22 protein-coding genes are annotated in these 24819 nt (G+C 65.1%); 11 read left to right on the top strand and 11 right to left on the bottom strand.

The genetic code is table 11. The features are described 5' to 3' along the window. Positions 1 to 40: 40 nt before the first annotated feature. Positions 41 to 1327 carry a hypothetical protein gene (locus F3N42_RS06250; protein WP_150863530.1) on the bottom strand — a complete coding sequence of 429 codons (1287 nt, stop codon included), beginning with the start codon at positions 1325 to 1327 and terminating at the stop codon, positions 41 to 43. 109 nt (positions 1328 to 1436) lie between these two features. Here F3N42_RS06250 and murA point away from each other — a divergent pair, with 109 nt between their 5' ends. The 4 genes from murA to F3N42_RS06230 are packed head-to-tail and all read left to right on the top strand — an operon-like array spanning position 1437 to position 6165. Next, entirely contained in the window at positions 1437 to 2693 is a 1257-nt protein-coding gene (gene murA, locus F3N42_RS06245; protein ID WP_150863529.1) for a UDP-N-acetylglucosamine 1-carboxyvinyltransferase, read from the top strand. Between the two features lie 6 nt (positions 2694 to 2699). Continuing rightward, positions 2700 to 4031, top strand: a complete 1332-nt coding sequence (locus F3N42_RS06240) for an AmpG family muropeptide MFS transporter (protein WP_224784766.1) — start codon at positions 2700 to 2702, stop codon at positions 4029 to 4031. After that, entirely contained in the window at positions 4028 to 4927 is a 900-nt protein-coding gene (locus tag F3N42_RS06235; protein ID WP_150863528.1) for a GNAT family N-acetyltransferase, read from the top strand. Before F3N42_RS06240 ends, F3N42_RS06235 begins: the two co-directional genes overlap by 4 nt. Next, positions 4927 to 6165, top strand: coding sequence for an exo-beta-N-acetylmuramidase NamZ family protein (locus F3N42_RS06230; protein WP_191621264.1), 1239 nt, complete (start codon positions 4927 to 4929; stop codon positions 6163 to 6165). The genes F3N42_RS06235 and F3N42_RS06230 overlap by 1 nt, the downstream gene beginning before the upstream one ends. Positions 6166 to 6244: 79 nt before the next feature. Here the strand turns inward: F3N42_RS06230 and F3N42_RS06225 are convergent, their stop codons facing one another. The 3 genes from F3N42_RS06225 to murQ are packed head-to-tail and all read right to left on the bottom strand — an operon-like array spanning position 6245 to position 9207. Next, complete coding sequence (locus F3N42_RS06225; protein ID WP_150863526.1) at positions 6245 to 7300, bottom strand: S66 peptidase family protein; 1056 nt, start codon at positions 7298 to 7300, stop codon at positions 6245 to 6247. Further along, a complete protein-coding gene (locus tag F3N42_RS06220; protein ID WP_191621263.1) occupies positions 7293 to 8261 on the bottom strand; it encodes an N-acetylglucosamine kinase in 969 nt (322 codons plus the stop codon). Before F3N42_RS06220 ends, F3N42_RS06225 begins: the two co-directional genes overlap by 8 nt. A 10-nt stretch (positions 8262 to 8271) precedes the next feature. After that, positions 8272 to 9207 carry an N-acetylmuramic acid 6-phosphate etherase gene (gene murQ, locus F3N42_RS06215; protein ID WP_150863524.1) on the bottom strand — a complete coding sequence of 312 codons (936 nt, stop codon included), beginning with the start codon at positions 9205 to 9207 and terminating at the stop codon, positions 8272 to 8274. A gap of 54 nt (positions 9208 to 9261) precedes the next feature. Here murQ and F3N42_RS06210 point away from each other — a divergent pair, with 54 nt between their 5' ends. After that, positions 9262 to 10476 (top strand): exo-beta-N-acetylmuramidase NamZ family protein, encoded by a 1215-nt coding sequence (locus F3N42_RS06210; protein WP_150863523.1) that lies wholly within the window; start codon positions 9262 to 9264, stop codon positions 10474 to 10476. A gap of 4 nt (positions 10477 to 10480) precedes the next feature. On the opposite strand, the gene nagA is transcribed toward F3N42_RS06210, so the two are convergent. The 3 genes from nagA to F3N42_RS06195 all read right to left on the bottom strand — a co-directional run bounded on the left by nagA (position 10481) and on the right by F3N42_RS06195 (position 16173). Next, positions 10481 to 11641 carry an N-acetylglucosamine-6-phosphate deacetylase gene (gene nagA / locus F3N42_RS06205; protein WP_150863522.1) on the bottom strand — a complete coding sequence of 387 codons (1161 nt, stop codon included), beginning with the start codon at positions 11639 to 11641 and terminating at the stop codon, positions 10481 to 10483. Continuing rightward, entirely contained in the window at positions 11638 to 13095 is a 1458-nt protein-coding gene (locus F3N42_RS06200) for a sodium:solute symporter (protein WP_150863521.1), read from the bottom strand. The genes nagA and F3N42_RS06200 overlap by 4 nt, the downstream gene beginning before the upstream one ends. Before the next feature lie 105 nt (positions 13096 to 13200). Next, positions 13201 to 16173 (bottom strand): TonB-dependent receptor, encoded by a 2973-nt coding sequence (locus F3N42_RS06195; protein ID WP_191621262.1) that lies wholly within the window; start codon positions 16171 to 16173, stop codon positions 13201 to 13203. Between the two features lie 174 nt (positions 16174 to 16347). On the opposite strand from F3N42_RS06195, the gene F3N42_RS06190 reads away from it, so the two are divergent. The 6 genes from F3N42_RS06190 to F3N42_RS06165 all read left to right on the top strand — a co-directional run bounded on the left by F3N42_RS06190 (position 16348) and on the right by F3N42_RS06165 (position 22018). Further along, the gene (locus F3N42_RS06190; RefSeq protein ID WP_150863519.1) at positions 16348 to 17337 is read left to right on the top strand and encodes an N-acetylmuramoyl-L-alanine amidase; all 990 of its coding nucleotides are present in this window, start codon (positions 16348 to 16350) and stop codon (positions 17335 to 17337) included. 114 nt (positions 17338 to 17451) lie between these two features. Continuing rightward, on the top strand, positions 17452 to 18723 hold the full coding sequence (locus F3N42_RS06185) for an SH3 domain-containing protein (protein WP_191621261.1): 1272 nt from the start codon (positions 17452 to 17454) through the stop codon (positions 18721 to 18723). Further along, positions 18720 to 19841, top strand: coding sequence for a dipeptide epimerase (locus tag F3N42_RS06180; protein WP_150863517.1), 1122 nt, complete (start codon positions 18720 to 18722; stop codon positions 19839 to 19841). The genes F3N42_RS06185 and F3N42_RS06180 overlap by 4 nt, the downstream gene beginning before the upstream one ends. An 18-nt stretch (positions 19842 to 19859) precedes the next feature. Then, positions 19860 to 20795: a S66 peptidase family protein gene (locus tag F3N42_RS06175; protein ID WP_150863516.1), complete on the top strand. Its 936-nt coding sequence runs from the start codon at positions 19860 to 19862 to the stop codon at positions 20793 to 20795. Between the two features lie 27 nt (positions 20796 to 20822). Beyond that, positions 20823 to 21473, top strand: a complete 651-nt coding sequence (locus tag F3N42_RS06170; RefSeq protein WP_150863515.1) for a nucleoside recognition domain-containing protein — start codon at positions 20823 to 20825, stop codon at positions 21471 to 21473. Next, a complete protein-coding gene (locus F3N42_RS06165; protein WP_150863514.1) occupies positions 21470 to 22018 on the top strand; it encodes a spore maturation protein in 549 nt (182 codons plus the stop codon). The genes F3N42_RS06170 and F3N42_RS06165 overlap by 4 nt, the downstream gene beginning before the upstream one ends. Before the next feature lie 3 nt (positions 22019 to 22021). Here the strand turns inward: F3N42_RS06165 and F3N42_RS15895 are convergent, their stop codons facing one another. From F3N42_RS15895 to alr, 4 genes are all read right to left on the bottom strand, one after another. Next, positions 22022 to 22276 carry a type II toxin-antitoxin system RelE/ParE family toxin gene (locus tag F3N42_RS15895; RefSeq protein WP_406600458.1) on the bottom strand — a complete coding sequence of 85 codons (255 nt, stop codon included), beginning with the start codon at positions 22274 to 22276 and terminating at the stop codon, positions 22022 to 22024. 51 nt (positions 22277 to 22327) lie between these two features. After that, on the bottom strand, positions 22328 to 22567 hold the full coding sequence (locus F3N42_RS06155) for an addiction module protein (RefSeq protein ID WP_150863512.1): 240 nt from the start codon (positions 22565 to 22567) through the stop codon (positions 22328 to 22330). A gap of 92 nt (positions 22568 to 22659) precedes the next feature. Next, positions 22660 to 23736 (bottom strand): alanine racemase, encoded by a 1077-nt coding sequence (locus tag F3N42_RS06150; protein ID WP_150863511.1) that lies wholly within the window; start codon positions 23734 to 23736, stop codon positions 22660 to 22662. Continuing rightward, a complete protein-coding gene (gene alr / locus F3N42_RS06145) occupies positions 23733 to 24812 on the bottom strand; it encodes an alanine racemase (protein ID WP_150863510.1) in 1080 nt (359 codons plus the stop codon). The genes F3N42_RS06150 and alr overlap by 4 nt, the downstream gene beginning before the upstream one ends. Positions 24813 to 24819: the final 7 nt, after the last annotated feature.

Raw genomic sequence — 24819 nt, 5'->3', positions numbered from 1 at the left:
ACGCGTCACGCGTCACGCGTCACGCGTCACGAGTCACCCGTCACCCGTCACCCAGCAACTGGCGCATGGTGATGGCGAGGACCTGCTCCAGTCGTTGTGCGGCCACGGAGACGTTTTCTTCGGTGGCGCCGGGTACACCGGCCTGGGCGGCGACGGTGAATGTGCGGCCGCCCTGGTAGCCGGGCAGGCAGACCTGCGCGAGCATGACCAGTTCGCTGGCGCCGCGGGTTTCGCTGGGGCCAGCGCCGAGTTTCTGCCAGACGCTCCAGCGGCCGTCGGTGGCGTTGTCGAGCACGGCTTTCGCGTCGTCTTTCGACGGCTCTTCGGGAACGATGGCATCGGCGAGGGCGCGATGCAGCATGCGGCCGATGCCGGCACGCATGCCGCCGACCGGGCGGTCTGGGCCATCGGCGAGTCCCTCGAATAACACGTCGATATCGCTGGACTGTAGCCCGGGGTGACGGGTTTCGGGCACGGTGTCGTGGGTGGCCAGGCGCTTCAGCCATTCGGCCTCGGCCAGCGTGGTCATCGGCTTGTTGCCGGTCAGGTCACAATCGTCGCAGCGGTAGGCCTGGTAGCCCGGGTCGTCCGTGTTGGCCTTGAATGAGTCGATCGTGGCGGTCGCCGAGCCGTCGTCCGAACGCCAGGTCGTGGTGCCTGGGTCGAAGACCAGGTTGGCGTAGGCGCCGCGGATGCGGACGCGCGGGTCGGAGAGCTTCAGCCAGCGGTCGTGGAACAGCGCCGTGGCCGCATCGCGGCCGGCGATGTTCAGGAACCACGAGGCGATGGCATTGGAATTGCCATCGGCCAGGCCGTGTTGGGCGTAGCTGTGCACGCTGGTGACCAGGTCGGCGATGCGGTAGTCGCCGACGCTGGCGTCGGCGCCCACGCCCTGTTCGCGCGCGGCGGCCATCGCCGCGGTAAAGGCCATGACCTTGGAGGAACTCCACGGCTCGTAGAGGTCGCCCTGGGTGCCGTTGGCCAGGTAGCGGAACGCCAGCGTGTCGCCCTGGCGGCGGCTGTCGATGACCAGCACCTTGCCCAGGTAGGGCGACACGTTGAAAAAGGCCCAGTCGGCGGCCACGCGCTGTTCCCAGCCGTGTTGGGAGTAGTCCACCTCTGCCGCTGAGCGGTATTCGACGTCCTCCAGGCCACCGGTGCCCGGCTCGCACCGCCGGGTGGCCGCGTCGAGGTCGGCCGGCAGGAGTGGTGCGGCCGACAGCACATCGCGGTCGTAGACACGGTTGGCGGGTTGCCAGTCGGCCTTTTCAGCCATGGCGGCAGCGGACAGCAGGGTCAAACCCGCGAGCAGGAAAAGGCGTGGCATGTCTGGGCAACTCCGGATTCAGGTGCAAAGGTGGCATTTCCGTGGCAATCGGTTCCAACCCGGGCGTTTGGCCTACGCCCGTCGCGGCCGATACCGTATCATACGGCGCGTGGACAGCATCATTATCAATGGCGGCAACGCCCTTCATGGCGAAGTAACGACGGGGGGCTCCAAGAACGCCGCCCTGCCTTTGCTTTTCGCAACCCTCCTGGCCGACGGTGAGTTCCGTTTCGACAACGTGCCCGGGCTGGTCGACATCGACTCGACCGTCCTGTTGCTGGAGCACCTGGGTGCCCGCTGCGAGCGCGATGGCGGCACGATGATCGTGCACGCGAAGCCCTGCGAAGAGCAGGTCGCGCCGTATGACATCGTGCGCAAGATGCGCGCCAGTATCCTCTGCCTGGGGCCGCTGGTGGCCCGCTACGGCCAGGCCGAAGTGAGCCTGCCGGGCGGCTGTGCCATCGGTTCGCGGCCGGTGAATTTCCATATTGAGGCGCTGCGGCAGATGGGCGCCGAGATCGAAATCGAGAATGGCTACATCCACGCCACGGCGAAGCGGTTGCAGGGCACCTGCATCGTGTTCGAGAACGTCACCGTGGGCGGCACCGAGAACCTGATGCTGGCCGCCGTGCTGGCCGAGGGTAAAACGGTGCTGGAGAACGCGGCCAAGGAGCCGGAGATCGTCGACCTGGCCGACTGCCTGCGCGCCATGGGCGCGAAGATTGAGGGCGACGGCAGCAGCGTCATCACTATTGAAGGTGTCGAGTCGCTGCACGCCTGCGCGCACCGCGTGGTGCCGGATCGCATCGAGGCCGGCACGCTGCTGATCGCCGGTGCGATCACCGGTGGCGATGTGACCGTGAAGGACTGCGTACCCGGGCATCTGGATGCATTGCTCCGGCGTATGACCGAGTGCGGTTTCGAGATCGAGACCGGCGAAGACTGGATGCGGGTGTTGCCCTGCGAGCGCTGGACGGCTGTCGATATCGCGACCTCGCCGTACCCGGGGTTCCCCACCGACCTGCAGGCCCAGTTCATGGCCCTGATGACGGTCGCCAACGGCACCTCGGTCATTACTGAGCGCATTTTCGAGAACCGATTCATGCACGTGCAGGAGCTGGTTCGCATGGGCGCGGACATCACGCCGAAGACGCAGGTCGCCATCGTCCGCGGCCGACCCGGTGGCCTGAGCGGCGCGCCGGTCATGGCCACCGACCTGCGCGCCAGCGCCAGCCTGATCCTGGCCGGCCTGGCCACCGAGGACGAGACCATCGTCAATCGCATTTATCACCTGGACCGCGGCTACGAGAAGCTGGAGCAGAAGCTGGCCGGCCTGGGCGCGAACATCGAACGGCGTTCGGGGTAGTCGGTTTTGTCTGAACACCAGGCGGTGAGTGACGACCGGGAAACGGGTCGCCGCAACCCGTGGACCTGGATTCCCAGCCTCTATTTCGCCGAGGGCCTGCCGTACGTGCTGGTGATGACCGTATCGGTCATCATGTACAAGCGCATGGACATCTCCAACGCGGAGATCGCGCTGTACACCAGCTGGCTTTACCTGCCCTGGGTGATCAAGCCGCTGTGGAGCCCCGTGGTGGATGTGCTGGGCACGCGGCGCGGCTGGGTGCTGGCCATGCAGCTGCTGATCGGCGCCGGCCTGGCGGGCGTGGCGCTGACCCTTCCCGGGGATGATTTCTTCCGCTACTCGCTGGCGTTCCTGTGGCTGCTGGCCTTCAGTTCGGCCACCCATGACATTGCCGCCGACGGTTTCTACATGCTGGGCAACACGCCCCACCAGCAGGCGTTTTTTGTCGGCATCCGAAGTACCTTCTACCGGGTTGCGATGATCTCCGGCCAGGGGCTGCTGGTGATGTTGGCAGGTTACCTGGAAACCCGGTGGGGCGATGTCCATCGCGCCTGGGCGGTGACCTTCTACGGCCTGGCGGGCCTGTTTATCGTGTTTGCCGCGTGGCACCAGTTCATGCTGCCACGCCCGGCGGCCGACCGGCCGGGGCCGGACCCGTCGCTGCGCGGCGTGTTTTCCGGCTTTGGCGAGGTGTTCGCCAGCTTCTTCCGCAAGCGCGGCATCGTCATCATTCTCGCCTTCATGCTGCTGTTCCGTTTTGCCGAGGCGCAGCTGGTGAAGATCGCCGCGCCGTTCCTGCTGGATGATCGCGCGGTCGGCGGCCTGGGCATGAGCACGGCCGAGGTCGGTTTTGTCTACGGTACGGTGGGTATGCTGCTGCTGACGGCGGGTGGGATCATCGGTGGCCTGCTGGCGGCGCGGAACGGCCTGAAGCACTGGCTGTGGTGGATGGTCGCGGCCATCAACCTGCCGAATGTCGTCTACATCTTCATGTCGGTGACGCAGCCCGAGAGCGCCTGGGTGGTCAACGCCGCGGTGGGCGTGGAGCAGTTTGGCTATGGTTTTGGCTTTACCGCCTACATGCTCTACCTGCTGTACGTGTCGCAGGGCAAGTACCAGACCGCGCACTTCGCCATCTGCACCGGTTTCATGGCCCTGGGCATGATGCTGCCCGGCATGGCCAGCGGCTGGGTGCAGGAGCAACTGGGCTACCAGAACTTCTTCATCTGGGTGCTGATCGCCACCATTCCGTCGTTCCTGGTGGTCAAACTGATCCCGCTGGACCCCCGTTTCGGACGCAAGGACGCCACCGCGCCGGATGGCGGCGCCACCTCTTGAGCCTGCGCGCCGCGGAGCGTGGCGATATCGACCGCATCGTCGCGATGTGGAACCACGCCGCGCCGCATGACCCGTTGTCTGCCGACCTGCTGATCGAGAACGCCTGGGACGACGAGGGCGTGGCCGGCCGGTACGTGGTTGATGATGGCGATGGCGTACAGGGTTTCGGCCTGGGCGTGATGCGCGCCAGCGGCGCGGGTTACCTGAAGATGCTGGCGGTCGCGCCAGAGGCGCGGCGTGCCGGTTATGGATCCACTTTGCTTGGCGCAGTGGAGTCCGCTTTGCTTTCGAAGGGCGCCGGTTCAATCACGGTGGCTGGGTCGGCACCGAACTACCTTTCGCCGGGCGTGGATGACCGCTACGCGGATGGGCTGGCTTTCCTGGGCCATCACGGCTACCAGGTGACCGGCGAGACCGAGAACATGACGGCCGACTTAACGGCGGCCGACCTGGAAACTGCTGACGCGGAGTCACGGCTGGTCGGGCAGGGCGTGGCGGTTCGCCGGGCCGAAGCTGGCGACCAGGTGGCCCTGGGCGCTTTGCTGGACCATTTTGGCGGTAGCTGGCACGACGAGGTCGGGCGCTCGATGGCCCAGATGCCAGTCGGCGTACACCTGGCCTGGCGTGATTCGGAGTTGCTCGGGTTTTCCGCGTGGGGTGGGAATAACACCGCCGCCGGCTGGTTCGGGCCCATGGGCACCTTGCCCGCCGCGCGCGGGCTGGGCATCGGCGGCGTGTTGTTGAAGCGCTGTCTTCGCGACCTGCGTGAACTGGGGTTTCAGACGGCCGTGATCCCGTGGGTTGGTCCGGTGCCGTTCTACCAGGCCCAGGTGGGCGCCGAAGTCAGCGCGCGGCTGGTTCGCATGAAAAAGACGATCGATAAACGGAGCGCATGATGGTTGGAATGGTTCGAGCCCTGGTTTTGGTGATGATGGTGATGGCGCTGGGCGCGGTGAGCGCGGCCCGCGCGGAGGTGCTGCCCGGCGTGGAAGTACTGGTGCGCGATCACGCGGCCGAACTGGCCGGCAAGCGCGCCGGCATCCTGACCAACCCGACCGGGGTGGATCGCCAGCTGGTGTCGACCATTGACGTCGTTCGCGCGCTGCCGGACGTCAACGTGGCCCGCCTGTTCGGCCCGGAGCACGGCGTGCGGGGGCAGTACTTCGCGGGTGACAAGGTGGCCGGCGATATCGACCCGGTCTCGGGTATCCCGGTGGCCAGCCTGTATGGCGCGACCCGCAAGCCGACGCCGGAGATGCTCGAAGGGCTGGATGTCATCCTCTACGACATCCAGGACATCGGCAGCCGCAGCTACACCTTCGTATCCTCGCTGACCTACCTGATGGAGGCCTGCGCCGATGCCGGCGTGGCCGTCTGGGTGCTGGACCGGCCGGAGCCGATGGGCGGGCGCGTGGTCAGCGGCCCGATGATCGACGACGACCTGCTGTCGTTTATCGGCATTCACCCCGTGCCGCAGGTCTACGGCCTGACGCCGGGCGAATGGGCGCGAATGATCCGCGCCGAGCGTGTGCCGGACATCGACCTGCGGGTGATCCCGATGGACGGCTGGAAGCGCGGCATGACCTACGGTGATCTCGACTGGGTATGGGTGCCGCCGTCGCAGCACATCCCACGCTGGGAAAGCAGCTATTTCTACGCCATGACCGGCATCATCGGCGAGCTGCGGCGCCTGAACGAGGGGGTCGGCACGCCGACGCCATTCGAGCTGATGGGTGCGCCGTGGCTGGATAGCCAGGCCTTCGCCGCGGCCATGTCGGCGCGGGGGCTTGAAGGCATCGCGTTCCGGCCGCTGACCTACTCGCCGCGTTACGCCACCTTCAGTGGCGAATCCGTGCAGGGTGTGCAGTTGCACGTGACCGACTTCTCCGCCGTGGACCCGGCCGCGGTCGGCCTGGCGCTGATGACCGAACTGGTGAAGCTAGCTCCGGAGCAGGCCATTTTTTCCGAATACCTGACTTCTGAAGGCAAACCCACCGGATTCCTGAAAGCGCTGGGCAGCCGCCAAATGGCTGAACAGCTGGCCGCCAACCAGCCACCTGCGCCGTCCGCGGAAGAGCAGGCGGCGTATAAGGCCTATGTCGAGCGGCGTAAAGGCTACCTGCTCTACGAGTGAGAGGGGTGGGGTCAGAGTCGGACCAGGTTGGGGTCAGAGTCGACTCTGACCCCAACCTGGTTCGACTCTGACCCCGGCGTTACCGCACCGCGGTTTCAAGCAGTGTCAACGTGCCTGCATTGCCGTCGAGTTCGGCGCGCGCGCCGACCGGGATGGTGCTGAGATCTTTCATGTGGCCAATCATCAGGCCGCGGATGACGGGGTAGGGGGCGTCGCCGAAGCGGTCTTCAAACACTTCCTCCAGCGTGAACGAGTTGCCGTTGGCGTCCGCCTTGGTGAAGCGGCCCAGCACCACGCCGGCCAGGTTGTCCAGGTGCCCGGCAAGCCACAGCTCGGTGAGCATGCGGTCGACGCGGTAGGGTGCTTCGTCGATGTCTTCCAGGAACAGGATGTTGCCGTCGGTGGATGGGAAATACGGTGAGCCCGTCATCGACGCCATCAGCGTCAGGTTTCCGCCCACCAGGCGGCCGCTGCCCTTGCCGCCGCTGATGTGCGTGATGCGGTTGTAGCGCTCGACCTGGCCGGGGCTGGTCTCGAACGGCGGCGGCGCCGCCAACGCGACCGGGGCCGACGGGTTCACCAGCACCTTCTGGAACTCCGCCAGCGCGTAATCGCCGAAATTGCGCTGTGCGACCGGGCCGTGGAAGCCCACCAGCCCGGTCTTCGTGTAGATGGCGTTGAGAATGCCGGTAATGTCGCTGTAGCCGATCAGGGCCTTGGGGTTGGCGGCAATCGTGTCGTAGTCGAGCAGCGGCAGGATGCGCGTGGTGCCGTAGCCGCCGGTAACGCAGAAAATGGCGTCGACGTCGGGGTCGGCGAACATCGCGTTGACGTCGTCGGCGCGCTGCTGGTCGGTGCCGGCCAGGTACTGGGTCTTGGCGTACAGGTTCTCGCCTTCCTTGACCGCGTAGCCCAGTGAGCGGATCACGTCGCCGGCGAAGCGGATGCTCTCCTTCTCGTCGGGCGGGCTGGCCGGGGCGATCAGACCCAGGGTCATGCCGGGTTCCAGCCGTCGGGGTTTGATGATGTCCCTCGCGGCACCGGTGGCACTCGCCGCCTGGGCGGTAGGCAGGGGTGCACCCATGCCGAGCGCGGCCAGCGCGGCGGAATTCTTCAAAAGCAGTCGTCTATGCATGGTCTCTCCAGGCGGTGTTCGTGTTCAACAGTTCATGACGGGCCAGCGTGATGCAGCCCATGACGGGTTCTTCGACGCGTGTAACGGTGCCAGGCACGGGCCCTGACTGGCCCAGCGTATCCAGGACGCGCTGCCGGTACGCCGCGTTTTCGCAGACCACGGAACCGGCCAGCGCCAACGGATAACCGTCGTCCAGCGCCAGGGCGTTGGCGACGGAGGCGACCAGGCCGGCCAGGTGGCGGGCGCCGTTCTCGGTGATGTTAACCGCGACATCGTCACCGTCCGCGGCGGCGTCAAGCACCACCGGCGCCAGCGCGGCGATGGCGCGGCGTGGGTTGTCGTGGCGGGCCAGCAGCGTCGAAATGGCATCCGGGGTTGCGCCATCGAAATGCGTGGCAATGGCGGCGCCCAGCCGGGTGGCGGCCGCCAGGCCATCGGCCGCGTGGGCGGCGGCTGTCAGGGCCTGCCGGCCCAGGTCGTAGCCGCTGCCCTGGTCGCCGAACCAGTGGCCCCAGCCGCCGCGTTTGACGGTGCGGCCGTCAGCGGTGGCGCCGAACGCGACCGAGCCGGTGCCGGCGATCAGGCCGATACCGTGGCCGTCAGGCGTGCCGGCCACCAGCACGGGCTGCCAGTCGGGGATAAGGCGGTAGGCCGACAGCCGTGGATTGGCGGTCACCCATTGTTCGATCAAGGCGCTTTCCTCGGCCGCCCCGGCGCCCGCCAGCGCGAGCACCGCCGCATCCACGATGATGGATGGGTCGGGCAGCGCCGAGAAGGCCTGCGCGGTGGCCGAATCCAGGTTGGCGAGCACCTGCCGGTGGCCGGCCAGCAACGGGTTGCCGGAACCTGCATCGCCACGGCCGAGTACCGTCACCTGGCCGTCGGGCGTCATCTCGGCGAGCACCGCGCGTGTTCGGCTGCCGCCGCCGTCGATGCCCAGGAGATGTTTCGTGGTGTTCAACGGTTCGGCCTCAAGGTGCTGCGTCACTGCCGGCCAGGGCCTTGCCCAGCTGGCCATTCACGGCTGCCAGGCGCTCGCGCGCTTCGCCAGGTGAAACACCAGCCAGCTGCACCAGCACCGCCGTTTTGACTTCACCGTTGCTGGCGTCCAGCAGCGCTTTGGCCTGTTCACGGGTGCAGTCGGTCAGGGTTATGACCAGGCCGATGGCGCGCTCCACCAGCTTCACGTTCTTCGCCTGCAGGTCGACCATCAGGTTGCCGTAGGTCTTGCCCAGCCTGACCATGGCGCCGGTACTCAGCATGTTCAGCACCATCTTAGTGGCCGTGCCGGCCTTCATTCGGGTCGAGCCGGTCAGGACTTCGGGGCCGACCACCGTGGTGATGGACAGGTCGGCATGACGGGTCATTTCCGAGCCGGCATTGCAGGTGAAGGCGATGGCGGCCGCGCCGATCTCGCGGGCGTGGTCCAGCGCGCCGATCACGTACGGCGTGCGGCCACTGGCGGCGATGCCGACCAGGGCGTCGTCGGGGCCGAAACCGATGGCCTCGAGGTCGGCGCGGCCCTGTTCCGGGCTGTCCTCGGCACCCTCAACGGCGTTCGTCAGCGCGTACTCGCCTCCGGCGATCAGGCCGACCACGCGGCCGGGTTCGGCGTTGAACGTCGGAGGGCACTCGGAGGCGTCCAGCACGCCCAGCCGGCCGGAGGTGCCGGCGCCGGAGTAGACCAGGCGGCCGCCCCGGCGCATGCGCTCGGCGATAATGTCGATCGTCTGCGCGATATCCTCGGCGGCATCGGCCACCGCATTGGCGACGCCCGCGTCCTCGCTGTTCAGCAGGCGCACGAACTCCAGCGTCGACAGTGCGTCGAGGTCCTGGCTGCGCGGGTTGCGCGCCTCGGTGGTCAGGCCGGCCAGGTTGGCATTATCGGGTAATTCCCGTTCGGTCATCGTCGGTTTCCTTCGCATTGCGCTGGCACGGACGGCTCTGCAAGAATGCCACCCATGCGCAAATTCCTGTTGATCATTTTGTTACTCGCCCCTGGCCTGGTGGTGGCCGCCGAATCCAGCGACGACGCTTCCGCCCAGCAGACCCTGTCTGGCATCGATGTGCTGCGCCAGGCGGATTTTGAGCCCCTGGCGGGCCGCCGCGTCGGCCTGGTCACCAATCACACCGGCATCGACCGCAACGGCGACAGCACCCTGCAATTGTTGGCTGACGCGCCCGGTGTCGAGCTGGTGGCGCTGTTCAGCCCCGAGCACGGTATCGAGGGCAAGCTAGACATCCCCGAAATCGATCATGGCGAAGACGGTACCACCGGCCTGCCCATCTATAGCCTTTACGGCGACACCCGCAGCCCCGAGCCATGGATGCTGGAGGGTATCGACACGCTGGTGTTCGACATCCAGGATATCGGCGCGCGGTTCTACACCTACATCTCGACCATGGGCCTGGCGATGACGTCTGCGGCGGAGCATGGTAAGCGGTTTGTCGTGCTCGACCGGCCGAACCCGATCAACGGCATCGACGTGGGCGGCCCCGTGGCCGATGCCGACCTGCTGTCGTTCGTGGCCTGGCATCCGTTGCCGACCCGTCATGGCATGACCGTCGGCGAGCTGGCGAAGATGTTCCGCGCCGAGCTCGAGCTGGACCTGGACCTGCAGGTCGTCGAACTGCGTCACTGGTCGCGCGCCGACTTTTTCGACGCCACCGGCCAGCGCTGGGTCAATCCCTCGCCGAATATGCGCAACCTGAACCAGGCGCTGCTGTACCCCGGTATCGGCCTGCTCGAGACCACCAATCTCTCGGTGGGGCGGGGCACCGATACGCCGTTCGAGATCATCGGCGCGCCGTGGCTGGACGGCGATGCGCTGGCGCGCGACCTGAATCGCCTCAGGATCCCCGGTGTTGCGTTCATATCCGTGACATTCACGCCAGATGCCAGCAAGTTCGAGGGTGAGCGCTGCGGCGGCATCAACATCCTGATCACTGATCGCGCCGCCTTTGACCCGGTCAGAACCGGGTTCCAGGTCGCATTGCAGCTGCGGCATGACTACCCGGATACCTGGGACATCGAGCCCTACACGCGCCTGCTGGCCAACAAGGCCGTTCTGGAGGCGCTGCGGGAGGGCAAAGACATCGACGCGCTGGTCGACACCTACCAGGCCGAACTCGACACGTTCCGCGAACGCCGCGCGGCGTTCCTGCGCTACGACTGAACCGTCAGCCCGGCTCACGGTACGCCTCGCGCTGTCCGTCAATCCAGCTGCCCACCACGCTGAAGTCGTCATCGAGTTCCACCAGGCTGGCGCGATAGCCGGGCCGGATATACCCCAGTTCATGATCGCGCCCCAGGGCCATGGCCGGCACGGTCGCGGCCATGCGTAAAGCGGCCGTGCGGTCGATGCCGGTGAATCGCGCCATGTTGCGCACGGCGCTGATCATGTCCAGGTGCGAGCCGGCCAGGCGGCCATCGGCGAGACGCAGTGCGCCATCGGCCACGTGGATGGTCTCGCCGTTCCATTCAAAGCTGTCGCCTTCCGCGCCGATGGTCGACATGGCGTCGGTCACCAGCAGCATGCGGTCACGGGCCTTGGCCGCATGGGCCACGGCGACGCTGGCCGGGTGCACGTGATGGCCGTCGGCGATCAGACCGACATAGCTGTTCGGATCCTGCAGCGCCGCGCCCACCATGCCGGGCGCGCGGCTGGTGAACGGCGTCATGGCGTTGAACAGGTGGGTGAAGCCGCTGAGACCTGCGTCCAGTGCCTCGCGCGCCTGTTCGAAGGTCGCGCCGCTGTGCCCGCCATAGACGCGGATGCCGGCGTCGACCATGCGCCGCACCATGGTCGGGCCGTAGCGCTCCGGTGCGATGGTCAGCAGCACCACCTCGTCACCACGTGGTGTGAGCAGTTCAATATCTTCGTCCGAGATTGGACGGAAATGCCGGTCGTCGTGGATGCCTCGGTGCCCCGGGTCCAGGAACGGCCCTTCGACATGAATGCCGAGCACGCCGGGCACGCCTTCGGCCGTGGCCTGGCGGACGGCCGTCAAGGCCCGGCACATCACGTCCGCGCTGTCGCTGATCAGGGTGGGCAAAAAGCCGGTGGTGCCAAAGCGGCGGTGCGCTGCGCCCATGGTTCGGATCGTGTCCACGCTGGGGTCGTCGTTCAGCAACCGGCCGCCACCGCCGTTCACCTGGATGTCGATCAACCCGGGCGCCAGCCAGCGGCCGTGCAGGTCGATGGTCTTGTCAGCCGCCGTCGCGCCGTCGGAAGCGGCCCGTACCTCGGCGATTACACCGTCATCAACGACAACGGTCGCGTCTTCAAGCGTTGTGTCGCCGTCAAAAACCCGGCCGTTGACCAGCGCAGTCCGTGTCATCGCATCACCTTTTGGGCGGCCATGCCCGCCGCCAGCGTGACGAGCGCGCCGGCGGCCGCATACCAGGGCCAGTACAGGGCGGTGCCGAAGGCCAGCACCGAGAGAATGAGTACGCCGACCACGAAGCCGGCAATGGCGGCCGGTTGACGCACACCGTGGGCGAACACACCCAGCAGGTAGACACCCAGCACCGGGCCGCTGGCGAAGCCGGCCACCTTCAGCACGTTGGCGACCACGCTTTCGCTGAAATCGAGCGCGCCGAAGGCCAGCGCGATGCCCACCTGGACCACGCCGAACAGCGCCGTGGCCAGGCGTCCCGCGCGTAACTGGCCGGCCGCGTCCAGCGGCTCGCGCCGTAACGGCAGCCAGACATCGTTGACCAGCGCGGTGGCCGAAGAGTTAAGGGAGCTGGACAGCGTGCTCATCGCCGCCGCGAACACCGACGCCAGCGTGATACCCGCCAGGCCAGCCGGCATTTCATCGACGATGAATGTCGCAAACAGCCGGTCGCCGGCCGGCGCATCCAGGCCGGCCATCGCCGGGGAGAGCGCGTAAAACGCCGCCAGGGCCACGCCAATGAGCAGGAACACGGCGAACTGCCCGGCGACGATAAAGCCGCTGGCCGCCAGCGCCTTTGCGGCATCGCGCTGGTTGCGGCCGGAGAGGTAGCGCTGGACCATCAGCTGGTCCGTGCCATGGGTGGCGGCGGTCAGGAAGGCGCCGCCAACCAGCCCCGCCCAGAACGTCATCGTCGGCTTGAGCAGGGAAAATTCGAAATCGAACAACCGTAGCCGTCCCGACTCGCGAGCGAACTCGGTCACCGCCGTCATGCCGCCCGGCACCCGGTCGACGATGATCATCCACGCCGCCAGCGCGCCGACCATGTATACGACAAACTGCAGGCAGTCGTTCCAGATCACTGAGCGGGCGCCGCCCATCAGCGTGTAGGCGATGGTGATCAGCCCGAGCAGCACCACGGAAACCGACAAATCGAGCCCCAGCACGATCTGCAGCACCAGGGCGGTCAGGAACAACCGCAAGGCATCACTGACATTGCGCGTGACCAGGAACAGGGACGACGCGGCACGCCGGCTCAGGCGACCGAAGCGCGACTCCAGCACCTGGTAGGCGGTGAAATTCTGACCGCGGAAATACAGCGGCAGCAGGAAACGGATGATCAGCAGGCGGCCGGCGATGTAGCCGATCGTGATCTGCAGGAAGGTCAGGTCGCCACCTGGTGCCGCGGCAATGCCCGGCAGGCTCAGGAAGGTGACCGTGCTGGTCTCGGTGGCGACGATGGACAGCAGCAACGCCCACCAGGGCAGGGAGCGCGAGCCCAGGAAGTAATCCGCCAGGGTGTGCTGCCCGCGGCCCATCCACAGGCCAAACACCATGACGCCGGCCAGGTAGGCGATCACGATCAGGGCGTCGATGAGCGAAATATTCAGGTCCATGTCGTCCGATGATTATCCAACACGCTGGCAAGAAAAAGGCCGGCCCGAAATTCCGGACCGGCCTTGTAGGTTGCGGCTAAACGCCGCGGCACAGGTTCCGTCCGATCAGAACAGGAACTTGGCCATCAGCTGCAGGCGACGCGGCAGGTAGTACGAACGCGGTTCACCGTAGCCGGCGGTGTTGATGCTCGGCTGGATGTTGTAACCGGTCTGGTTATCAAACACGTTGTACAGGTCTGCGCGCAGCTGCACGCCGTAACGATCGTTGGCCCCGAAGTAGAAGTTCTGGGTGTAGTTCAGGTCCAACTGGTAGTGCGCGTCGGAACGGTGGGTACCGGCCGGCTCGGCGAAACGGATCGTGTCGCTGGAGTAGCCGTACAGTGAGCCGTCCCAGGTTTCCCAGGGCTGGCCGGACTGGTACAGCGCGTAGGCGCCGACACTGCCGTTCCAGCTGAACTGGTAGTAACCGTAAGCCTTGAACAGGTGGGTACGGTCGCCACGCAGCTGGCCGTCCTTCATGTTCCACAGCATGCGGCCACGGCCGTCAGACAGCAGCGAGGAGCCGATGAACGTGTTGAAGTCGTTCTCGGAGGTCGCGTTGTCCTGGTCGAAGTTACCGCGGTAGTCGCTCCAGGTGTAAGACGCCTGCACGTACCAGTTGTCCTGTGACCATTCGGCTTCCAGGCTGACTTCGTCGTAGTCGGTGTAGCCGTTCGGTACCTCGGCGATCACGAACGTGGAACCACCGATTTCTGCACGGTAGTCGTTCAGGTTCGGGATGTAGGGCTCTTCAGGCGCCCAGCCGGCCGGCATGCAGCCGAAACGGTCCGGTTCTGCGGTGCAGGAGTAAGCTTCCAGTGCCCAGTTGTAGGTGTCTTCCCAGAAGCTGCGGGCTTCACGACGACGGTAGTGAATGCGCGTGGTCAGGTTGTCCATCGGCTGCCAGTTGGCGCCGACCAGGAACTCGTCCACGTGACGCGGGTCGATGCCTTCCTGGAACAGCTTGCCCGAGGAGGACGCATCTTCTTCCAGGCCGATCATGTTGCCGTTGATATCGAACAGGGCTTCAATCTCGGTGTGCAGGTTACGGTCCCAGGACGCCGCACGGGCCAGTGAACTGGCGGACGGGTAGTACCGGGCGTAGTTGGCGAACAATGACGCGTTGTCGGCGAAATGCCAGGTCACGCCCAGGCGCGGCTGCATCATTTCGTCAAAGCTGACCTTCTTCATCTTGTACTTGGTACCCGGGCTGTTCTCGAAACCGCTGAGGTTGCCGGACACGGCCTTCAGGCCCTGGCCGTACAGGGTGTCCTCGGAGAACATGACGCCGACGTTAAACTCGAAGTCATTCCAGGTGATGATGTCGTTCAGCTCGATGTTGCGGGATTCCGCGTACGAGTTGATCGGCGGGATGCCATAGTCGCCCAGGCTGGTCTGGAAGAAGTTGGCGCGGTAGTAGATCGGAATGTCGCCAACCGCCGTGGTTTCCTCGCCGCCGACGGACTCGATCAGGCCCCAGCCGTTGGATGAGCGGATCAGGATTTCATGGATCTCTTCCTGGTGGTAACCGATGTGCAGCTCGTGCGACACGTTGCCAAAGTCCAGCGTGTAGTCGTAGCCGACTTCGAACGACTCACGGTAGAAGTTCTGGTCATTAATGGTCTGGGCCGCGCCAACCAGGCCGCCACCCTGCAGGGTGCCGTCGTCGCCGACGTAACCGTAGCGGTCAATCAGCGGCTGTGCGAAGGCGTTCCAGGCCGGATCGTCGTCACGCGCCTGCGGGACGATGAAGTGGCCCATACGGTCCAGGTTGTTCAGGTCCAGTGAACCACCGACGCTCGGCTGTGCCGACAGCAACAGGTCAGGCCCGCCACGGGTTTCGTTGGCGAAGTCGGTGTACTTGAAGTACGCGCTGGAGTTCTCATTGATCACCCAGGAACCTTCCAGGATGGTGATTTCCAGCGTGGCATCCGAACCGGTGGAGCCATCGACCGTCTCGTAAAAACCAACGCCCTGGCCGCGGCCTTCGTTGTCGGAGTTACGGTAGCTGGCGTCCAGCAGGATGGAATCGGTCGGTGCCCAGGTCAGTTTGCCGAAGTACTCCTTACGGTCGGACTTGTAGTCCGGCACCGGGCCGTAGGCGTTGTCGCGGTTGACCAGTTCCGTGGTCGGGTTGTAGTAGGACGCGTAGAAGTACAGTTTGTCCTGCAGGATCGGGCCGCTGATGTTGGCGACGATCCATTCGCGCGTGCGGTCAGACGATGCCACACCGGTATCCGGGTCGGCGGACCAGTCGGAATCCTCGACCTGGTAGCTGGCCTCACCGTGGAACTCGTCGGTGCCGCGCTTGGAGATCGTGTTGATCTTGAAACCGCCGGAACGGTTGAAGCCAACCGCGGAAGCGCCACCACGCACCATGCTCACCTGGTCGATGTCATGGGTGGAGGGCTCGGCAGACAGCGTACCGAACATCGGCAGGGACACGTCCACACCGTCAAACTGGTAGGTGTTGTCCTGGCCGTTACCGCCAGCGCTTGGGCCGCGGATGCTGTCCTGGGTGTACTGGACACCGGGGATCAGCTTGATCAGGTCGCGGTATTCCTGGCCAACGGGCAGGGAATCGAAGGTCTCGTAGTTGACGGCGTCAGACAGCGAGGCGTCTTCGGTGGCCAGCAACGGGCTGGTACCCACCACGAGGACTTCCTCGAGCGTCGCACCGTCGACTTCCGGCGTAATCGCCACGTTGACCGTTGAACGCTGCTGCAGCAGAACCTCGGCGGCCCGGGAACGCTCGGTGCCGTCCGGCAGCGTGTACATGAGCGTGTAGTTGCCCGGGGGCAGCAGCGGCAGGCGGTACTGGCCGTTTTCGTTGGTGGTCGCGGTGCGCTTGCCGGGCAGTACCGGGCTGGTCGCATCAACCGTGACGCCTTCAATGCCAACGCCGTCGGCGTCGACGACCGTGCCGGCAATGTCGCCGGATTGTTGCGCCATGGCCGGCATGCTGATGAGCAGCGCCGCAATGGCGAGCATCAGCAAACTGGCATAGGGCATGATTCTGCGTGCTAACGAAGTGTGCATGTTACTCCTCATGGTCCGTCCCCGAGTGATGGTGGTTAAACAACCGATACGAAATTCGTTATATTTTCGTCAAAATAAAATATCATATTGTGAATTCATGTAAAGAATTATTTATTCTTGATTTCACATGCGTATCGAACCTACGATTCACGCGTAGCTGAAACGGGCCTTAATATGTTCAACACGATTTCTCCCCGACGCCTGCTGTTACTGGCGGTTCCCGCGCTGGCGCTGGCCGGTTGCGCGTCGACGTCGGGCCCGGTGCAGGTCGAGTCGGAAAACCAGGACAGCCGGGTGGCGGTGGTGGTGCTTCACTTCACCGTCAGCGATTTTGCCGACTCCATGCACGTGCTGACCAAGCGCACCAGCCGCCCGGTCAGCTCGCACTACCTGATTCCCGAGCCCGGTGACGACAGCTACGAGGGCGAGAAGCTGCAGGTCTACCAGCTGGTGGACGAGAACCGTCGGGCCTGGCATGCCGGTGTGGGCTCGTGGCGGGGCATGAAGAAACTGAACAACATGTCCGTGGGCATCGAGATCGTCAACCAGGCACATTGCCACGAGGCGCAGGATGACACTGAGCCGGCCGAGCCCACCGTGGCGGACTGGGCCGCGGAGCGCATCTGCTTCTACCCGGACTTTGCCGAGGAGCAGATGGCGCTGGTGGCGGAAACGCTGGAGGGCATCCTGTCACGCCATCCGGACGTGCCACCCACTCACGTGATTGGCCACTCGGACCTGGCGCCGCAGCGCAAGATCGACCCCGGCCCGCGATTCCCCTGGCAGTGGCTGTATACCCAGGGCTACGGCGCCTGGTATGACGATGACACGGTCGCCCGCTACTGGGATCGTTTCCGCTTGGACCTGCCCGGCATCGGCCGCATGCAGGAAGCGCTGGAGACCTATGGCTACGAAATCGAACTGACCGGCGAGTATGACGAGCAGACCCGTAACGTCATCAGCGCCTTCCAGATGCATTTCCTGCCCTGGGAAGTGACTGGCCAGAACAGCCCGGCTACCGCGGCCGTGCTCTACGCGCTGATCGAGAAGTATTACGAGAACGACCTGGCACCGCTGTTGGCGCCCGAGCCTGAACCTGTGCTGGTGCCGGAACCTGCTGTCGTTCCGGTCACGGTTCCCGTTACGCCGGCCGACGCCGGCTGAGCGCCCCTGGTACCGCGATGAGCCTTGTTGCAGATGCCTGACGCCCTTCATAGAATAAATTATTCAGGCGCGCCAAAGGCGGGTCGAATCTTTCATCGCAACGGACCCCTGCACATGCGCCAGACGCCGGAATTCTGGATCGACCGATGCCGCGCGCCGGACACGGTGCTGATGCCGCCCGAGGCGATTGAGGCCTTCAATCGCGACGCTTACGCCCGTGACCCCAGCCTGGTCGACCTGGCGCACTTTTCCAGGCAACTGTCCGCGGCCGACGTGCAGGCACGCATCGAGGCGACCAGTCGCCGGCCAGCTATGGCCCTGCGCCACGCCGACGGCAGCGAGGTGACCGAGGCGGACTGGCAGGGCTACCAAGCCGCATGCAACCCTGGCGGCGTGGACGACACCGTGGACGTGGTGTTCGCGATGGCCCACCTTCGCGCCGACATGCGCACCTGGCCGAGTGCCGATGTTGTTTTCCGCGACGAGGAAACCCGCCACCTGGACCGATTCCAGGAGAACACGCTTTTCCCCGGCGACGTGGTCGCCGTGTTGCATCGAAGCCAGGATGGCCAGTGGCTGTTTGTGCAGTCACATAATTATGCCGCGTGGGTGCTTGTCGGCTCGCTGGCGACCGGCGACCGGGCTGACATGCTCGCCTGGCGTGACGCGCCGGAGCGGGTGGTGGTGACCGCGGCCTTTGTCGATGCGCAATTCAACGAGCCCGAACACGATCGTGGCGCCCTGGCGCTGGAAATGGGCGCCAGCCTGCCAATTTGCCAGGGGGGCGAAGAAGGGGCAGGCCGATGGCCGGTCCGCCTGCCGGTGGCTGACTCCGCGGGCGGGCTGGCTTTCGCCGATGCCTTCCTGCCTGCGACCGAGGGTGTGCGCCGCGGTTGGCTGCCGTACACGCGGCGGCACCTGGTCGAGCTGGCGTTTCGGTTCCTGGGTGAGCCCTATGGCTGGGGCCATTCACGCAATGCCCGCGACTGCACAGGGCTGGTGTCCGAGGTCTACCGGGCCATGGGCTTCGTGTTGCCGCGCAACTCGGCGCAGCAGGGCCACAGCCCCATCGGCATCAACACGCGCTTCGCCGAAGACGCCACCGTCGCCGAGAAACTCGAACATATCCGCGGCGCCGATGTCGGCGACCTGCTGTACTCCACCGGCCATGTCATGATGTTCCTGGGCCTGGTGGATAACGAACCCTGGGTGATCCACGACCTGGCCGGCGCCGGCTGGATGGATGACGAGGGGCAGTATCACGAACGCGAGTTCAGTGGCGTGTCGGTCACGCCGCTGGTTTCGCTGCATATGTCGCGCGACGTCACTTACCTGGACGAGATGTACGCGATCAAATCGATCAGAGCTGGGGTTGGAGAGTCATGAAAATAGAAAGAGTCCGTTTCGGGATGCTGCGGGTGCCGCTGGCCACGCCGTTCAAGACGTCCCTGAGGACGGTGGATGAAATCGCCGATGTCGTGGTCATGGTCGATACCGACGACGGCCGCACCGGTTACGGCAGCGCGCCGGCCACCGCGGTGATCACCGGCGACACGCATGGCTCGATTATCGAGGCCATTCATAAGGTCATTGCGCCCAACATCATCGGCATGGAGGTCGGTAACCTGAATGCGATCACCGATCACATCCAAAAGTCGATCATCAAGAACTACAGCGCCAAGGCGGCCATGGAAATTGCCGTCTACGACCTGTTCGGGCAGCTGTATGGCGCGCCGATCTATAAGCTGCTGGGCGGCGGCGAGTCGGTGATCGTCACCGATATCACCATCAGCGTGGACTACATCGACAAGATGGTGGACGACGCCGTCGCCGCCTGTGATGCCGGCTTCGAGACCCTGAAAGTGAAGGTGGGCAAGGACCCGGAGATGGACATCGAGCGCATCAAGGCCATCTACACCGCCACCGCCGACAAGGCGCTGATCCGGCTGGACGCCAACCAGGGCTGGTCGCCCAAGCAGGCGGTGTCCGTGCTCCGCGCACTGGAGGAATCCGGCGTGCAGCTGGAGCTGGTTGAGCAGCCGGTGCTGGGCGAGGACATCGAGGGCATGAAGTACGTCACCGAGCGCGTGCATACGCCGGTGATGGCGGATGAAAGCTCGTTTGGGCCGCGCGAGGCGATCGAGCTGATTCGTAATCGCGCCGCGGACATCATCAATATCAAGCTGATGAAGACGGGCGGCATCACCAACGCCGTGAAGATTGCCGATATCGCCGGCATCCATGGCATCGAGTGCATGATCGGCTGCATGCTGGAATCCAGCATCGGCGTGGCCGCGGCCGCGCACGTGGCGGCGGCCAAGTCGTCGGTCATCACCAAGATCGACCTGGACACGCCGTCACTGGGCAAATACGACCCGGTGACCAGCGGTGTGCGCTTCGAGGGGCCGGAAATCCGTATCACCGATGCGCCGGGCCTGGGCATCGAGAACATCGACGGCCTGGAACCGCTGGACGTGGCCAACGGCGCGGGGCGACACTGCTGATATGAAGGTGTTGCCCTGATGGCTTTCCGCCCGGCGCGACTGCGCGACGGCGCCCGAATCGGTATCGTCAGCCCGGCCTACTGGCCACTGCCGGACCGGCTGGCGCGTGCCGTGGGCGAGTTCCGCGACCGCGGCTTCGATGTCGTTCTTGGCGATAACGTGGGCCTGCGCGAGGACAAGTACGCCGGTCCGCCGGAAGCGCGCGCGGCCGACCTGATGGCGATGTTCACCGATCCTTCGATCGACGCCATCATCTGCGCGCGCGGCGGCTACGGCGTCAACCGGGTGCTGCCGCTGCTGGATTACGACATGATCGCGGTCAACCCCAAGATCCTGGTGGGCTTCAGCGACATCACCGGCCTGCTGACCACGGTGTCGCAGCAATGTGAATTCGTCACCTTTCATGGGCCGATGCTCACCACGTTCGGCCGCGAGACCGTGCCCTACAACATCGACACGCTGCTGGCCGTGCTGTCCGGTGAAGACAATGTCGAGATTCGTTCGACCGCCGGGTGCCAGGCCCGTGTCCTGGCACCCGGTGAGGCCAGCGGCCCGCTGTGGGGCGGCAACCTTTCACTGCTGATCGAACGCCTGGCCACGCCAGGGCAGGTCTGCACCGACGGCGCGATCCTGTTCATCGAAGATATCGACGAGAAGCTGCACGCTTTCGACCGGATGCTGCTGCAACTGCGCTCTGCCGGCTGCCTGGATGGCATCCGCGGCCTGGTGGTGGGCGAGATGCTGGAGATGCACGATGGCGGCGACGTGTCGTTTGGCAAGGACACGGACGCGATCATCATGGACGTGTTCGGCGACCTGGGCATTCCCATTATCAGTCACTTCCCCTGCGGCCATGGCGACTGCCAGGCCACACTTCCGGTCGCGCACACGGTAGAGTTGCATGCGGACCCGGACGACCCGCGCATCCGGATCCCGCAGTCACCAGTCAGTTAATCTCGCGCGGACTGTCAAGGTAAGCGCATGCTGAACTACATCTGGATGGGCATGATCCTGATCTCCGTCGTGGTCGGGACCTTCACCGGTCGAATCGACCAGGTCACCCAGGCGGCCATCGATATGGCCAAGCTGTCGGTGGAGATCGCCATCGGCCTGGTCGGCATCATGGCGCTGTGGCTGGGCATCATGAAGATCGCCGAGGCCTCCGGCCTGATCCGCATCATCGCCAAACTGCTGCGGCCGATCACCATCCGCCTGTTCCCCGACGTGCCCGACGACCACCCGGCCATCGGTTCCATCGTGCTGAACATGTCCGCGAACATGCTGGGCCTGGGCAACGCCGCCACGCCGCTGGGCCTGAAGGCGATGGAGGAGCTACAGGAGCTGAACCCGGACAAGAAAACGGCCAGCAACGCCATGGTCATGTTCCTGGCGATCAACACTTCCAGCGTGCAACTGATCCTGCCGGCCACCGTGGTGGCGCTGATGGGCGTGGTTTCCGCCGATATCTTCATCACCACCATCCTGGCGACGCTTTGCTCGACCATCGCCGCGATCGTTATCGTCAAGGTGCTGGAGAACACGAAGTGGTTCCGGCTGACACCGGCGCCCGAGGATGGAGCTGGTGACGAAGCAAGCGCGCCGGTTGAGCAAGGTGAAGGGGACGAACGATGATCGAGACCTTCACCGACGGCCTGAACGAGCTGGCCCGCTACATCATCCCGGCGCTGATCGTCGGCATCCCGCTGTACGCCATGGCCGCGCGCCGCGTGAAGGTCTACGAGGTCTTCGTCGAGGGTGCCAAGGACGGTTTCACCATCGCCGTACGCATCATTCCTTACCTGGTGGCCATCCTGGTGGCCGTCGGCATGTTTCGCGCCTCCGGCGCGCTGGATGTGCTGCTGAACCTGCTGGCGCCGTTCCTGAACTTCATTGGCTTCCCGCCCGAGAACCTGCCGCTGGCGCTGATGCGCCCGCTGTCCGGCAGCGGCTCACTCGGCCTGCTGACCGATCTCGTCAACGAATACGGCGCCGACTCCATGCAGGCCAAGATCGGCGCGACGATGTTCGGCTCCTCGGAAACGACGTTTTACGTTCTGGCCGTGTACTTCGGCTCGGTGGGCGTGCTGCGCAGCCGCCACGCGGTGCCGGCAGGCCTGTTCGCCGACGCCGTCGGCGCCATCAGCGCCGTTTACCTGTGCCAGTGGCTGCTGGGTTAAGGTTCAGACCCTTTTTCCCAGCCAGTAAAAGGGTTGGCGACGATGATGCGCGACTGCCAGAACGCGGATTTCGGCAGGCTTAATGCTGTAATGAAGTGAGTACGGCCAGCGACCCGAAGGCGGTAATACCAGTGACCGAATCATGCCGCGTTTGACCGGACCAGATTCAGGATACTGGCAAAGCTGGTCGATTCCGGATTCGACGGCGGCCAAAAACTCCAGACCCTTTTCCGGGAGCGATGTTTTCGTAGTATTCAACAACGGCGTTCAGTTCTATAGCGGCCAGAGGGTGAAACGTGTACGAAAGCATTACTTGTCGTAGCGGGACCTGATGTCAGCGATTACGCTTATTCCGGGCAACGCAGCCGTATTTCCACTGTCAAGTTCCTGGTCACGCCGTTCGGCTTCCCTAAGCCAGAGTTCGGCCAGTTCAGATTCAGGTAGAGCAGCAAGGCTTTCAACCAGGCGTTGCGCCAGTTTTGCCCGGGCGTCGGGCTTCAGCTCCAGCGCGGCCTTTTCTATGGCGTCGATGGTGTTTGCATCGGTCATAACCTGATTATAGCTTTCGGACTGAGCGCAATCTGTAGGAAAAGTCCGACCCGTAATGTCATCCAGAAAGCCTAATACCCTTTTGGATGAGATCAAAAATGATCGATTGCGACGCCATTCAGATCGACATAGCCGCCCATCGCGTCCGCGGTCATGCAGCTATGCACGGGCAGCACGATCACCACGTCACCCACGCGAAACTCGTTCAAGCGCTCTGCCGGCACACGGATAATGCCGTGCTCCTGCGAGATTGAGTCCAGGTACAGCGCCTGGCGGCTGATCCGCCAACCATCGCCATCGCGCTCGGCCAGCTTGCCGAACACGTGGCGACCGTCGACCTCGAGTACATCTTTGGCGAAATGAACACCACCGCCGTGGATGACGATCTCGCCCCGGTCCGGGTAATGACCAACCACCGGGCAGGCCATGGCGATGGCGATGTCATCCTCGTCGCAGGCGCCCAGGCTGGCCTGGACCAGGTCGTAGAAGATGAAGTTGCCGGGCGTGATCTCGTCGACGCCGGGAAAGCCATCCGCGGTGCTGCAGCCCGGGGTATCGCCCATCAGCACCCGCGGGGTATGGGCAGCGAAGCGCTGTTTCAGCGCCTGCAGGCCGTCGGTCGCGCGGGTGTGGATCGCGCCGCGCTCGTCCGCATCGGCGTGGTGATAGGTGTCGCCGGGGTGACAGTAGAAACCGCGGAACGTCAGCCCGGACATGGCGTCGATGGTGTCGATCAATGCCCCGACACGGTCAGCCTGATCGGCCGGAACACCGGTGCGGCCATAGCCCGCGTCGATGTCGACATACAGGTCCATGGTCGGTTCCGGCCCGTCGGCGATGACCGCCAGCGCGGCCGGGTTGTCCACCAGCGTGGCCAGGCGGACGCGTGACCCCAGCGCCTGGTAACGGGGCAGGGCCAGCGGGTTCAGCGGGAACGCGACCAGGATGTCGTCCCAGCCGGCGTCGGCAAAGTACTCTGCCATGGCGATGGACGACACGGTGATCCGGTCGATGCCGGCCTCGCGGTACCACTCGCCCACCGCGCGCGACTGGTGGGTCTTGAAGTGCGGCCGGAAGCCTACGCCCGCGGCCTGCGCGCGGTCCTGCATACGGTGCAGGTTGCGCAGCGCGCGATCGCGGTCCAGCAGCAGGGTCGGGGAATCGATCATGTCGTCAGGGGCACGCGCCCGGTCAGTCCGGCCAGGAGTTCGTAGCCGATTGTGCCAGAAAGGGCGGCCACTTCGTTGACCGGCACATGCTCGCCCCAGAGTTCCACCTCATCGCCCACATCGGCGCCCGCCACGTCGGTCAGGTCCACCGTGATCATGTCCATGGACACCGTACCGACCAGCGGTGCGCGACACCCACGCACCCACACCGGCGTTCCCGATGGTGCATGGCGCGGGTAGCCATCGCCGTAACCGATGGCGACGGTGCCAATGCGTGATGGTCGCTCGGCGCGCCAACGCTGGCCGTAACCGACGCCTTCGCCGGGCGCCAGGTCGCGAACGGAAATGATGGCCGATTGCATGGTCATGGCCGCGCGCAGTTCGGCGGTCGGGCCGGAAGGCGACGCCGTGTTGCTGGGGCACTGGCCATAGAGCATGTAGCCGGGGCGGTTCCACTCGGCATGGGCCTCCGGCCAGAACAGGATGCCCGCGGAGTTGGCGATGCTGCGTGGACGTTCGTGCGGCAGCGTCAGTGACTGGAACAGCGCCAGTTGCTCGCGGGTGAAGGCCTGGTCGGTTTCATCGGCGCGTGACAGGTGGGTGCTGAGCACTACATCCCCGTGCACATTGCCCCGTGATTCGAGTCGTGCCAGCGCGGGTGGGATCTCGTCGGCGGCTAGGCCCAGGCGGTGCATGCCGGTGTCGACCTTCAGCCATGTCGTTACGGGCCGCGCCAGTCGCACGTTGGCCAGCCAGTCCACCTGGCCGGGTCGGTGCAGCATCAGCCAGAAACCTTCGGCGGCCGCCAGTTCGACGTCGCTGCGCGCCGAAGGCCCCTGCAACACCAGCAGCGGGTGATCGATGCCGGCCTCGCGCAGCGCGACGGCCTCGTCCATGAAGGCCACGGCCAGTGCCGGTGCATGCGGCGCCAGCGCGCGGGCCACTTCCACGGCGCCGTGGCCGTAGGCGTTTGCCTTGATCACCGGCACGTTCTTCGAGCCCGGCGCCAGCCGCGCGGCCACGCCCAGGTTATGGACGATGTTGTCGAGCCGGACGATCGCGCGCGTCGGTCTCATACCCCAG

The organism is Marinihelvus fidelis, assembly GCF_008725655.1.
In the GTDB taxonomy this organism is placed as follows: Bacteria; Pseudomonadota; Gammaproteobacteria; order Xanthomonadales; family SZUA-36; genus Marinihelvus; species Marinihelvus fidelis.
Note: the sequence above shows the minus strand (reverse complement) of the source record. Positions and strands in the feature narration are given on the sequence as shown.